The sequence below is a fragment of the Pseudoalteromonas sp. ABV4_021 genome (assembly GCF_056159365.1).
This window is the reverse complement of record NZ_JBSWVB010000002.1, coordinates 1467288-1480345: the sequence shown is the minus strand read 5'-3', so window position 1 is coordinate 1480345 and position 13058 is coordinate 1467288. Positions and strand designations below refer to the sequence as shown.

Annotated in this window: 16 protein-coding genes; 9 read left to right on the top strand and 7 right to left on the bottom strand. The window is 37.0% G+C overall.

Translation table 11 applies throughout. From position 1 onward, the window contains the following. The first annotated feature begins 468 nt into the window (after positions 1–468). The 5 genes from ACXAFE_RS20805 (at position 469) to ACXAFE_RS20785 (ending at position 3747) form a co-directional block, all read left to right on the top strand. Positions 469–753, top strand: coding sequence for a hypothetical protein (locus ACXAFE_RS20805; RefSeq protein ID WP_475157496.1), 285 nt, complete (start codon positions 469–471; stop codon positions 751–753). A gap of 2 nt (positions 754–755) precedes the next feature. Then, positions 756–1304: a hypothetical protein gene (locus tag ACXAFE_RS20800; protein ID WP_475157491.1), complete on the top strand. Its 549-nt coding sequence runs from the start codon at positions 756–758 to the stop codon at positions 1302–1304. Next, positions 1291–1524, top strand: coding sequence for an ABC-three component system middle component 6 (locus ACXAFE_RS20795; protein WP_475157487.1), 234 nt, complete (start codon positions 1291–1293; stop codon positions 1522–1524). Before ACXAFE_RS20800 ends, ACXAFE_RS20795 begins: the two co-directional genes overlap by 14 nt. After that, positions 1511–3208 (top strand): DUF2326 domain-containing protein, encoded by a 1698-nt coding sequence (locus tag ACXAFE_RS20790; protein WP_475157484.1) that lies wholly within the window; start codon positions 1511–1513, stop codon positions 3206–3208. The genes ACXAFE_RS20795 and ACXAFE_RS20790 overlap by 14 nt, the downstream gene beginning before the upstream one ends. A gap of 140 nt (positions 3209–3348) precedes the next feature. Beyond that, positions 3349–3747, top strand: a complete 399-nt coding sequence (locus ACXAFE_RS20785; protein WP_475157482.1) for a hypothetical protein — start codon at positions 3349–3351, stop codon at positions 3745–3747. 267 nt (positions 3748–4014) lie between these two features. Here the strand turns inward: ACXAFE_RS20785 and ACXAFE_RS20780 are convergent, their stop codons facing one another. Both ACXAFE_RS20780 and maoP read right to left on the bottom strand, forming a co-directional pair. Next, positions 4015–4158: a hypothetical protein gene (locus ACXAFE_RS20780; protein ID WP_475157479.1), complete on the bottom strand. Its 144-nt coding sequence runs from the start codon at positions 4156–4158 to the stop codon at positions 4015–4017. Further along, positions 4148–4486, bottom strand: a complete 339-nt coding sequence (gene maoP / locus ACXAFE_RS20775; protein WP_475157477.1) for a DUF413 domain-containing protein — start codon at positions 4484–4486, stop codon at positions 4148–4150. The genes ACXAFE_RS20780 and maoP overlap by 11 nt, the downstream gene beginning before the upstream one ends. Before the next feature lie 397 nt (positions 4487–4883). On the opposite strand from maoP, the gene ACXAFE_RS20770 reads away from it, so the two are divergent. Next, a complete protein-coding gene (locus ACXAFE_RS20770; RefSeq protein ID WP_475157474.1) occupies positions 4884–6176 on the top strand; it encodes a hypothetical protein in 1293 nt (430 codons plus the stop codon). A 115-nt stretch (positions 6177–6291) separates the two neighbouring features. Here the strand turns inward: ACXAFE_RS20770 and ACXAFE_RS20765 are convergent, their stop codons facing one another. From ACXAFE_RS20765 to sdhC, 5 genes are all read right to left on the bottom strand, one after another. Next, complete coding sequence (locus ACXAFE_RS20765) at positions 6292–6951, bottom strand: cysteine hydrolase family protein (protein WP_475157472.1); 660 nt, start codon at positions 6949–6951, stop codon at positions 6292–6294. A gap of 41 nt (positions 6952–6992) precedes the next feature. Beyond that, positions 6993–7592: a Crp/Fnr family transcriptional regulator gene (locus tag ACXAFE_RS20760; RefSeq protein ID WP_475157470.1), complete on the bottom strand. Its 600-nt coding sequence runs from the start codon at positions 7590–7592 to the stop codon at positions 6993–6995. 128 nt (positions 7593–7720) lie between these two features. Further along, positions 7721–7888, bottom strand: coding sequence for a hypothetical protein (locus ACXAFE_RS20755; RefSeq protein ID WP_475157465.1), 168 nt, complete (start codon positions 7886–7888; stop codon positions 7721–7723). A gap of 308 nt (positions 7889–8196) precedes the next feature. Continuing rightward, positions 8197–8535 carry a succinate dehydrogenase, hydrophobic membrane anchor protein gene (gene sdhD / locus ACXAFE_RS20750; RefSeq protein ID WP_475157459.1) on the bottom strand — a complete coding sequence of 113 codons (339 nt, stop codon included), beginning with the start codon at positions 8533–8535 and terminating at the stop codon, positions 8197–8199. Continuing rightward, on the bottom strand, positions 8523–8906 hold the full coding sequence (sdhC, locus tag ACXAFE_RS20745) for a succinate dehydrogenase, cytochrome b556 subunit (RefSeq protein WP_100915526.1): 384 nt from the start codon (positions 8904–8906) through the stop codon (positions 8523–8525). Before sdhC ends, sdhD begins: the two co-directional genes overlap by 13 nt. Positions 8907–9151: 245 nt before the next feature. Between sdhC and ACXAFE_RS20740 the strand changes: the two genes are divergently transcribed. The 3 genes from ACXAFE_RS20740 to ACXAFE_RS20730 all read left to right on the top strand — a co-directional run bounded on the left by ACXAFE_RS20740 (position 9152) and on the right by ACXAFE_RS20730 (position 13030). Next, positions 9152–9655 (top strand): RNA polymerase sigma factor, encoded by a 504-nt coding sequence (locus ACXAFE_RS20740; protein WP_475157456.1) that lies wholly within the window; start codon positions 9152–9154, stop codon positions 9653–9655. After that, positions 9648–10535 (top strand): FecR family protein, encoded by an 888-nt coding sequence (locus ACXAFE_RS20735; RefSeq protein WP_475157452.1) that lies wholly within the window; start codon positions 9648–9650, stop codon positions 10533–10535. The genes ACXAFE_RS20740 and ACXAFE_RS20735 overlap by 8 nt, the downstream gene beginning before the upstream one ends. Positions 10536–10603: 68 nt before the next feature. Beyond that, positions 10604–13030 carry a TonB-dependent receptor gene (locus ACXAFE_RS20730; protein WP_475157449.1) on the top strand — a complete coding sequence of 809 codons (2427 nt, stop codon included), beginning with the start codon at positions 10604–10606 and terminating at the stop codon, positions 13028–13030. The last annotated feature ends 28 nt before the right edge of the window (positions 13031–13058 follow it).

Genomic DNA, 13058 nt, shown 5'->3' with positions numbered 1-13058 from the left:
GCCAGGGATGACCGATGGAACCAAGATTCAAGGACGAATCATTAACACCACTAGCACTTCAAAAAATGATATAAAAGCATCGTGTGTCAAAGGTCAAAATGTAAGGCCTACTCGGATTGCCATTCTTCAAGGTTGCAATTGAGCGAGTAACGGTCATTTAATAAATTAATCAACTGGCATATAAAGTTTGCCACTGTTATCAATAAAAAAATAATACATTCCATTTCTTATTGATTATTTCCCCCCCTTAATATTTATTAACAGGCAATTTGCCTGTTTTCTGCAACTTACAAAATGTTAATTTTCAAATAACTATTTGACTAGTAACAACTAATTATTAGTGTTATAAACTGCTGTAGAATGTAAACAGGCGATGTTGCGGTAGAAAAAGAGGCAACTTGCCTCTTAATAAACTGTTATAACCCTTTACACATCCAGCAACATTGTATCTAGGAGAAGAAGAATAAAATGGAATATTTAGCTACATTATTAGCCAATCCTATTGTAGCAGCGATTGGTTATGTCTTATCTTTTGTCGCCGCAGTTATTGCTATTCTTCAAGCCTTAGGGAAAAAGAACGCTCAGAAGCTAGTACAAGAACTCAAAGTTGAAATATCAACCGTTAAAGAAGAGAACACTAACTTAAAGTTATCTATCAATAGAAATGAAAACAAAAACAATGTTAATCAAGGAGATAAATCTCAATATTTCCAAGATAACTCTGGTCCAGTAAAGATAGATAACCGAGGCTAAGCATGAGTCAAGGTGTAACATTTAAAGACAACTATGGACCGGTAAAAATAAGTAACGAGAACAAAATCTCTCGTTCCAGTATATTAGGTCGATTAGTTGAAATAATAGCCACATCAAATACTGAATCAGTAAATTTAGATAGAGATCCTGCTGAAATTTTAGAAAAAATAAATTTCAATGACTTGGTCACACACCGTTGGTTGGTAAGTGAATATATTGATAACTCCGTTTTGGTAGATAGCTCTATCACTCAACTTAATAAACAGATTAACAATGGAAGTACCAAACTTAAAAGGCAGATGAAATTATTTTACAAAAATGCTCTCGCTGAGTTTGGTATTTGTTCTTTTCCTTTAGATCTAAATAAATTAAAAAAACACTCTGACAATATTGTTGAAAAAGTTATTAGTTCGGCAAGTGAGCTAGTAAGAGGCTCTTCAGATTTAAAAGAGGGTTATTTTGACGAAGATATTAACTTTGGAATAGCACTTATTACGAGTTACTCAATTATTGAGTGTATTGTTTTGGAAAACCCAAATGATCACAATTGATTCAGATCCAAAGCTAAATCCAATATATATTGGCGCTTCAATTTTGAACGTGTTAAATGAAAGCGATTTTACAGAGATTGAAATCGAGAATCTGTATTCAAGTATAAAACGTACCTTTGATACTTCATATGAAGTATTCGCATTTGCTTTAGATTGGCTTTATATCATAGGGGCAATTGATCTCAACGAAGATGGTCTAATAACGTATGCAGTTAAATAAACTAATTGTTTTAAAAAATAGTGAAACACTACGGGTAGTCGAATTTAAGAGTGGGCTCAATTTAATCTTAAATTCAGACTCTAAAAATGCAAAAAGTGGTAATAGTGTTGGTAAGTCAACACCATCGAGATTAATTGACTACTTGTTTCTTTCCTCTGGTGAAGATATTTATACAGAGCCTGAGCATAAGAAGGGAATACCAGAAGTTGTTAATTTTTTAAATATAAACAATGTAGTTGTTGAACTTGAATTTACAGGGTTTGACAAAAAGGCCTATAGAATAGCAAGGGAGTTAAAAACTAACCCTAAGGATGGGATATTTTATATTAATAGAGAAGCTGTAGATGCTAAGGAATATAAGGAACTAATTTCTTTACAGATATTTGGGCAAAAAGGTGATAAGCCTTCTGTAAGAAATTTGAGTCATAAATTCATAAGAAATACAAATTATAAGATGCAAAATACGACAAGGTTTTTGCACCTAAATTCAAAACCTGATGTATATGATCAAGTTTATCTTTTTCTTTTTGGTTTTAATGGACTTAATCTTCTTAAGGAAAAGGCTTACATCAACAACCAGATTTCTACTAAAAAGAAACATTTAGCAGCATATAGAAATCCTCATAAAGAGAGCTCATTAATCAAAATGATCAAGCCTTTAGAGGCCGAAGCTGCGTTGTTAAAGCAAAGGATATCTAAATTTGACTTTAAGGATAATCAGGAAACAAATGTAAAGGAGTTGGTTAGGATACAAGGTGAAATATCTGATTTAACCTTAAACTACACAGAAGTAGAAAATAAGATTGGCTATTTAAGAAAATCTATAGAGAAGCTAAAAAATAGTGCCACTAGTGTTAATGGAAGAGAGCTTACTGAAATATACTCTGAAGCTGGAGTGGCAATAAGTGGTGATTTAAAAAGAACATACGAAGAGTTAGTCGTTTTTCACAACAGAATCTTGTCGAATAAAGTTTCTTTAATAGAATCTGAAATGCATGTAGCCAGTTCTAAGTCAGAAAGGTTACACAATTCTATTAATGAATTACAAACTAAAGAGACCAGTGTTTTTAAAGATATTAATGAGCCAGACACATTAAAATCAATTGGGCAAATGTATAATGACCTCTCAAAAATAAGAGAAAAAATAGCGAGCACTACAGCTCTGTTAGAAAAAATTGAAGATACTAAAGAAATAATAAATTCGTTTGAAGAAAACAAATCGAAAATCGTTGGGGAAATAGACCGAAATACAGCTGATTTAGATAGTAATACAGAATTATTTAATCAATATTTCGGAGACTTAAGTAAATCCTTTTATGATGAAAGGTATATTTTTGACCTGAACTTTAACCTCGAAAAAGAAAAGTGTGACTTTGATATTGCCTGCATTTCACCAAACTCGACAGGAGGAAAGAAAAAAGGTGAGTTAAGTGCATTTGATTTGGCTTATATTAACTTTGTCAATTCTACAAAACTTAAACGACCTACGTTTGTGATTCATGATAGCATTGAAGATGTTGATGTTAATCAAGTTTTTGATATTTTCCAACATGCAAGCAAAGTCAACGGCCAATATATTGTCGCAATGCTAAGTGATAAAATTGACGGAGAAGAGTTTAGTTTATTCAAAAAGAACTCGGTGATTTTGGAGTTATCTGAAACTAACAAATTCTTCAAAATTTAAGATAAATATAGGCGGGTTATAACAAGTGCAGTCAGCCGGATTCGCAACATTGGCGAGCTTTTCTCTAATCCGCTACGCGGGCAAAAAGCTCGCCAATGCCGCTCACCGCTGCTGCAAGCGTTATAAAATTTGGATGTAATGTGCATAAACTCAAGATAGCTGTACTAATTATATTTAGCTTAATTTCCATTAACTCTTTTGGTAGCTCAAAAGATGAAATTGACGATATGCTGGTTTTAAGCACTCAAAAAATCGTTACTAAAGATTTTGCTGGCGCTAAACAAATATATCTCGACTTGCTGAGTAGCGAGCACAACGTGTCATACAGTCAGAAAGTTAATACTCTTAATAAACTTCTTGAGCTTAGCTACATTTTGAATACACCTAAAGACGCATTGCTTTATGGTAATAAGTTAATGACTTTGCTCAACGAAAATCCGAAATATAACAAGGTACAAAAAAGGTTAGTAGAGCGGATCTGTCATTCAAGTGATTGGGCAAAATTTAAAAAGCAATTTAGCGAAATATGTGTTCACTAAATCGTATAACAAAAACATAAAACGATAAGTTAACGCAGAAATCAATGGGGGCAAAGTCGTTGATTTGACCCTTTCCCAACGCCTGCTTCTGGCACCTTTGCGTCTGTCATTCTTGATTTAGTTAGGTTAGATAAATAACACAAAACTAAGGACTCACTAGAGTAAATAACTGGGCTTTTACATACCATTAGGGCTGGTTTTTCCTAATTGAACTATCAACAAGAATAAACAAGCCCTATGGTTTTTGTGTAGATGAAGACGTGAGTACTACTCGTCATTCCAGTCATCATCGTCATCAAATTTTTTGCGTTTAGATTTGTGACTTAATTTAGCTTTCGGTTTTTCCTTTTTTGCTTTCTTGTGTGCTTTGTTCTTCTCAAGATAACTACCTTGATTTTGCTCATGCTTCATCGAAACTCTCATACGACCGTGTTACTTCATTGCGAGAACTATTTGCACTCGCTCTGTGGCTCACTTTATATAGCGCTTTTAAGTACTTGCGCCATAAGCGTACCTCGTATAATCCAGACTCATCATCCACATTGATGTTATCAACAAAGTTTTGCTCCGCCTCGTTACTCGGTGCCAATTCGCCACAATACAAGCCGTTTAACGTATAGCCATAATTAATTAAAAAATTTGCCTCAGGAATAGTGAAAAAGCCAGCCCTATCGATGCCACCAGGAAAGTGTTCATCGTCATAAAATTTTCGACCACCTAATCTAATTTCAGCTGCCATATTTTTAATCTCAACATGTTAGTAAATTAAACCTTGCCCGCATCAACTATTGATGCGCTCGCAAGTGAAAAATAGTTAAATTTTTCAAAGAAGAAAATCAAAAAATTATTATCGTGAAGATAAAAATTAATGGTGATAAAAAAGAGCGAAAAAAACAGCCCGATTTACGCTTAATTAACGGCCATAATATTTAGATTACAAACAAGTACTTTTTGAGTTGCTATGTAGCGAACCAGTGAAATTACCTCTTATCAACGTAAATTTTTGAAACATTATTAAACAATTTATACCACATAGATTTAAAAACATGCTTTTAAGCCCATACATGCTATTACACGTTTCTATAAGCAACAATTTCATTTAATATCAAATGGATAATTTTAAGTTAGGTGCACGCATGCGTTTCATTTTCATCTGTTTTCTATTTTTCTTTAGTCACATTAGTTTTGCTCATACCCTGTACAGTAGAATGAGTGAATGTATTCCCGATTTACAAAGGAAAGGAGCTGAATTTAGTGCAACCGTAAATTATAAAAAAAATAGTTCAGAGGAAGAGCAACTAGAGTTGGTTCGAAAAAAGTTGTTTGCACGTATCCAAAAAAATCTACCTAAATATTCAAACGGGTTAATTGAGCAAACAGTAATTTTTAAAAAAAACATTCAACATCAGCAAATAACTGGCATCGTCGCCTTAAAGCAAATTAAAAGTTGTAACGGTAAAACGTATAAAATAACTCAAAATAACCTAAAGCTATTAAGTGTGATAATAGCTAAAAATCAGTTTCCAACAATAAAACTAAAAACCGAACACAAGTTACCCACCCACCAACCAAAAAAGTTAACTCCGATTCAAACACAGGGGCACATATCAACTCAGTCTATTTTTGGGATATCAATTGGTGACAGTTTTGAAACTGCCGTTAACAAATTGGGGCGATTTACCTTAGTGTGGCCTGTAAGTGACTCACTCAAGCTTACATTAATTGGTCGCAATCATATGTTTTTGTTTGAAAATAATAGATTCAGGCACTATCAATATCATAGTCAACTCCTGCCAACATCTTTGGCAAATCAGCTAGAACTTACTGCAACAAATAATAGTATTAAGCTACAAAGCTCAGAAATTAATTTGAAAGATTTGCTTTCTAACGAGCAAAAACACGAGTTAACAAAGACATTTTCTTCAGTTGTTTTTCAACAGATGCGGGTTGATGGCCAAAGAACGGCAGAACGCATAAAGAGCCTAAGTGTGGGGGAACCAATAGCAATAGATAACTACGCTCAACTACCATGCTTTGATGGAACAAACTCTTTCAATCAATTTATAAGTACAAATATAAACGCTTTAATATATTTTGTTGATGTAGATAACAGTCCTGCTTTACTGTCGGGTTGTTTACAAAAATTCGTTTTATCCACTGACAACAAATTGAAACACATTGAACTATTAGATGTGATCTCTGCAAGTCAAACCGAGACTAACGTTATAAACACCTTGGTTAGCGCTTTTAAACCTTGGTCTTTTGGAAAAGTTAAGTATGGTCAGAAAGTTACTTCACTTGTTTCGCTAGGAGCCAAAATTGAGTGGCGACAGGCAATGCTTGAAACCCCAAACTGGCAAGGAACATTCGAGATTTATGATGAAGCTATTTTTAGCGGAAAAGTGATTCCATTTACCACAAACGAGTAACGTACATTAAGTATTAAAAATAACTATACTGCGGCCTTAATATAATCAGGAAGCTGATAACATAAGAGGCATTACACACAACACTAGGTTGCGTGTAATGCCGTACTAGATAGTGCTAAAGTGCATCGAATTCTTCAACTAAAATTCCTTTTCCAAAGTGATGCAAAATCTCGTCTTCAAAATAATTTTGCTGTTGCTGAGTAAATGCCCCTGTTGCGTCAGTTACAACATACGTTGTGTAACCTTTGTCATGCGCTTCTCTGAGCGTAGATTCAACACACACATGCGTTGCAAAGCCAGCAAGGTATAGTGTTGTAATATCATTATTTCTTAGGTAACTATCTAAATTGCTACCAGCAAACGCCGACGCACCCGAGCGTTCTGAAATAACAAACTCACCTACTTTTGGCTGAAAATCGGGGTGGATATTTGCCATATCACCTTGCCATGTTTTGGCTTTTTTAATAGCGGCACGCAACCCGAATTGCGCGTCGCCAAAAATTTGATAATTAGCATCGGGTTTTAATGTAACGTGTACAATATGCATTTGATTCTGACGGGCTTTTGCTAATAATTGCTGAGACTGGTTAATAGCCTGTGCAAATGCTTTTTTATCTTTAACCAATAAGTTTCTTAGTGTGCCTTTTGGCGATACCCATTCATTTTGGTATTCAATTAACACTAACGCGCTTGGGTTTACGTGTTGCTTTGCCAATACATGGCAACTAAAAAGTAAGCAGCAGATAACTATTTGGCAGATGAGTAAATTTTTCATAACTATTCCTACAAAGTAAATGTAGCAATAGTGTGATTTGATTAACCTGCATTTGCCTTAACATTTGATAAGGCATTAATTTTTGTTTTTACTCGAGATAAGGTAACGTCTGTCATACCAAGATATGAAGCGATGTGTTTAAGCGGTATTTGCTGACAAAGTGCTGGGTATTTATTTGAAAAGTAAGCGTAGCGTTTTTTAGCGTCCTGCTGCAAAAACATTAGTTCGCGCTCTATTTTGTCTTCGAGCAATTGCGCTGTTAAGCGATGAAACAAACACTGACTCATGCTGCAATCTTTTAATAGCTCAACCACTTTTGCGTAAGCAATATGGTAGCCATGTACCTCAGTCAGAGTTTCAACATAGAAATTCGATGGACCCGTTATTGCTGAAGGCGCAATTGGTGCCAATATGTCACCTTCGCCAAAAAAACCTTTATTTGATTCTTTACCCTCTGAGTCGAGGTAGTACAGGCGCACAAGTCCGTGTGAGATAATGTAAAAATCTTGCCAGTGTTCACCTTGAGCTAACAACGGCGTGTTAAATTTAAAGGTTACGGGCTTTAATTCTTTAGCAAGTAAAGCCGCTTTTGCTGTACTAATACCTTTGAACTCTAAAAATACGGAAAGTGGCATATCCATTTGCGATACCTAAACAACTTGTTTTGGCAAATATACTATTCGCAAACAACCAACAATGCAGTAACACATTACAAGTTATATCCAATTTTTGCTAAACCACCGAATGTTTAGCGCTTAAAAAACACTACCTACTCACCAAAAATACAGACGAAAAACCCTATAAAAAAGGTGCTAGCAACGCCAGCAGCACGTGTGCCCAATACTTCTATATGTTCGAGTGACTTTTCGGTATTGGCATAAAGGGAAAGCGATAATAGAAAGAGAGGTAAGGCACACACGCCATTATTTAACTTCATGGTTTTAAGGTCCGTTTAAAAAACAAAACAACATATCATAACGTATTGTTTTAAAATCACTTACCAACACATAACTGTCGCTTTTGTATTTGAATAAATGAACAAATACCTTAACTAGAAAATAGCGTTATTCTTGGTTAGATTTGCTTAAAAGATTCATGTTGAAGCACAAATGTTGGATAGTATGTCTACATCTAAATGTGTAAACACATTTCAGGACAAGGCATGCTATTAAACAATAAAGCCTGTTTTTATACAGGCTTTATTTTTCACATACATATTTGTGCATTGGCAAAGTTAAACACGGGTTAAAACCAAATAATGTAGTTACCAAGTGCCGCAATCATTACACTTACCACAATACACAATGTATTGAATAAATAGTTAACGAAACCTCCCTTTACGTAATCGCCTGCGATTTGCCAACCAGCCAGCATGCTATTAAGCGATAAAATAATAAGGCTTATACTGGCGACTACTTTAAACCAATTAGCGTCTAGCAACCCGATTAACGATGCATAATTGTCGACAGGAAAAGTAGCAAACACAAAAACAAAACACAGACTAAGTAGCACAATTAATAAATTAGCGAACCGCTGAAAAATCCACTGTTTTGTACCGTGACGATTAACATTTAAACTAACCAAACCCAGCCCCCTGCAATAATGCTTAATACCAACGCTAAGCCAATCGTAACGCGAGAAATCGCAATGCCGCCTGATAACTCTTCAAAATAACCAAATTCCTGAATAAAGTGTTTAACACTTGCAAGGCAATAATACGCCAATGCGGTTAACCCACCCCAAACTAAAAATTGGATAAAAAATACGTCATTGAAATAGGACTTCACTTCGTCAAACTGCTGTTGCGTTCGACTCGCATAATAAATTACAGGGATTAAAGCCACTGAATAAAACCAAATGATCACTGCACAAATTCGATGCAAAATTGATGCGTAGGCCGTAATCGGTAACGCCATGGTATGAATTGCCAAATTAACTGGCCGCTTATTTTTCATAACATAAAACCAAAATTATAGAGTGAAAACAAATTAACACTAACGATAATCATTATCAATCTGATACATTTAAATTAACACCTAATCTCACTGTGTTGATGATTAATCAGGCAAGGTTCGACACGTTTTTATATGAAGTTGAAAAGAATGGATTTAATAAACACAGTGCACCGACCACATAAAGCTTGATTTTGATAATAGCTATCATTAGCATTAGCGACAAATTGACTGTTTTAATGATTTCAATGCAGCCTCCCTATACTGCCGAGCGAATTTATCAACATTGCATGCCGTTAATGCAGCAACACCTCGCCAAAAAAGTAGCATGTAGCGAAACCAGAAAAGATCTTTCGCAAGAGCTTTATCTCAAACTTATGCTAGTTGAAAACTGGCATAGCATTGGCAATATTAATGCCTATGTCACAACCATGCTGAACAACTTAATAATTGATTTTTATCGCAAAAGTAGTAAAGAGTTAGTTGATGATGTCGATCTGGATTCACTTAAAGCCGATACTTGTCCAGAACTACATGTTGGCCAGCACCTGGCCATTGAAAAAATCCAGCAACTGCTCGACAAACAAAAGCCCGAAATGAAAGATTTAATTTGGCGCGCTAAAATCAATGGCGATAGCTGTCGCAATATCGCGTGTGATAAAGGGCGCTCACTGAGTTGGGTTGAAAAGTCATTGGCGACTTTGCAAAGTAAATGCCGTCAGCTTATTTTGGGGTCGCAGCATAATGATTAAACGCTGGTTAATTCGCTTACAAGCCAAGCGCTGGTTAACAAAAATGCGCGCTGATAATGTAACTTACGCGCAACAGCGCGCTTTTGTCACTTGGTGCAAAAAGTCTAAACAACATCAAGATACCTACTTTGCTGAGCGCGACATATTACTGAACAGTAATAAAGCGACTCGTTTAGGTCATTCATTGGCGTTTTTATCGTTAGTGGCATGTGTGCTAACAATTTGGCTTTTCAAAACGCCCAACACCAGCAAAATAGCGCCATCATTGGTGTACTTTAGTGCCGAGCAAAGCCCTGTAACCTTGAGCGACGGTTCCGTTATTGAGTTAAAAAAAGCCACTAAAATTGCCGTTGCTTACAGTCAAAACGAACGCATAATCAAATTGCTTGAAGGAGATGCCTGGTTTGATGTGGCAAGCGACGCTAATCGGCCATTTCGCGTAGAGTTTAATAATAAGCAAGTCACCGCGCTGGGTACGTCTTTTTTGATAAATACGTTAGGCGTGGCAAAAGTGGTTGTAACCGAGCATAAAGTCAGTGTTACCAACACCCAAACCAAGCAAACGCGGCAACTAGCACAAGGTGAAGGGTTAATTTTATCAGATAAACATTGGCTGAAAATGCACGCAAACGAAATTAATGCGGCGCTGGCATGGCGTGATGGCAAACTTATTTTTAATGCAACTCCGCTTGGCGATGCAATTAAGCAGTTACAACCTTTTGTGGATTACAAAATCAGCGTCGTTAATCAGCAACACCTAAATTTAAAAGTAACGGGTAATGTGAATACACAATCGCCTGAGTTTGCGCTTTCTTTGTTATTGGAAAGCTTAAATTTAAAGCAAATGCGCAACGCCAGTAACGATCTCATAATTTATTAAAAATAATTTACGGTTTTTCATTTTTAACGCGTTATAGATAGTAAGAATTATTTTTATTAAGGTTAAAAATGAAAACCCTCCCACTTGCATTAGCTATTTCAGCAGCCTCTCTTTCTACGATGTATTCACCTGTTGTGTTTGCCAATACGCAAAGTGTTAATCAGCTAGTTCAGTTTGATATTAATGCATCCTCGCTACGCCAAGGTTTAGCTGAATTTACGCGCGTTACTGGCATTCAATTATTTGTAAACGATGCGCTATTAAACGAACAACAAAATGCGCCGCTTAAAGGCCAATTTACTGCGGCTCAAGGCCTTACGTATTTGCTCAACCAATCAAATTTATACGCTGAGTGGAAATCACCGCAAGGTGTAGTGCTAAAAGCAAAAGCACCGCAAAATCAAAATTCGCAAACGACGAGCAAACCATCAACAGCTGCACCATTAGATAACATTGAAGTAGTGCAAGTAAATGGCTCTCGTATGCAACAAGGGTTGACCAGTGTTGCACGTCAAACCAGCTATTTTTCAGCAGCCGATATCACTAATGCAATGGCCGCGAATGCAAACTTAGCTCAGGTAATTGGCAAACTAGTGCCCGGAGTATCGCCTGCCAGTCAAACCATGACGAATTTTGGTTTAACATTACGTGGGCGCAATTTACTGGTATTGATTGATGGTGTGCCAATGAGCACTAACCGTAATGTGTCGCGCGACCTATTTAATCTTGATCCATCACTGATCTATTCAATTGAAATTGTACGTGGTGGTAACGCCATTTACGGTTCAGGCGCAAGCGGCGGTGTGATGTACATCACCACTAAAACAGCTAAGCAATCAAGCACCCAAACACGTGCAGAATTAAGCACTAGCTTAACTGAAGTTTCAAGCGATGCCACCACCTATAAACTGGGTCAAAGTATTGCTGATCAACGCGATAAGCTGTCGTTTGCAGTGGACTTTGATATCGCATCGACCGGTGGCTATTTTGATGCAAATGGTGACAGAATTGCACCCGAGCCAAGCCAAGGAGATCTGTTTGACAGCACTCAATTTAGCCTTCACGGCAAGGTCGGGTATCAGTTTGATAAAAATGCAGAGCTATTTGCCAGTGTAATGTGGTTTGATTCAAGCCAAGACACGGAATTCGCGTCAGATCCAAGTGTTAACTCGCTGCCATTACATAGCGTAAGTGCAAAACCGCGCAAAGGCCTGGTATTAGCTGAACAAAATAGTGCCGACAACTTAATGTTTAATCTTCATTATGTTGATAACGACTTATGGTCTCAGCAGTTTTCTGGCCAGCTTTATTATCGCGACTACGAAACCCGTTTTTATCCGTTTGACGGTCGCCCATTCGCCTCTTGGAATCATTTAGGGCAAGTTTACCTTAACGCGCAAGTGCTTGGTTTTAGAAGCGCATTTAGCCTGCCAATTAGCAATCACACCGTTATTTATGGCCTAGATGGTAATTTTGAGTCAACTAAAATGCCGATCACAGCATATGACCCAGAAGTATTTGATAACAGTAACGGCTTAGAGTTTGTCAAACTCGAAGATAAAACCTTTATGCCAGAAACCGACACCAATAACATTGCCGCATTTGCGCAATACAAGTACCACACAGATTGGGGTCTTGATGTAGACGCCGGTGCACGTTTTGAACATATTCGTGTTTCGTTCGATGATTTTACAACCCTTGGCCAAGGTAATGCTGTTGATGGTGGCAGCAAAAGCTACGACGGCACTATGCTAAACGCCAGCGTAAACTATAGTCTAACCGACAATGTAAAAACCTATATCGCATTTGACCAAGGGTACGAATTACCTGATATTGGTCTGCTACTTCGCTACGCATCAAGTGATTTTGACATCAAAAGCAGTAAGTTAGAACCCGTGACCTCAGATAACTTTGAAATTGGTTTTAACTATCAATCGGATAACGTTAGCGTTAATGGTGCGCTCTTTAATTCAACGTCAGACCGTGGACGCGTTAAAAGTAGCGGCTTTGGTTTAGATTTGCGCCGCGATAAAGAACGTATTTCAGGTATCGAGCTGGACGTAAACTATTACCTCACTGACACCCTAAGCATGATGGCGTTAGTGAGTAAAATAAACGGTGATGAAAAACCTGAAGGCACCGACAAATGGCGCGAAATGAATGGTTTTAGAATAGCGCCATTAAAAGCAACATTCGCAACCCAATATCAGTACGATAACATCAATCTGCAAGCGCAATTAAACTATGTAGACGGCCACGATTACCGCTTAAATGGCAACACTGGGTTTGGTCGCCACCAAACAGATTCGTATACCACACTCGACTTATTCGCAAGCATTGAACTAGACCAAAGCGTTGTAAATATTGGTATAGAAAACGCCACTAACCGCGAGTATTACCCGCTTTATAGTCAATTATTACGCTCTAACGCTAATACCAGCCATATTCCTGCGAAAGGTGCGATGGTGAAACTCACTTATCGCTATAACTGGTAAATTAACACCTCAATTTATTAAGCGTTAA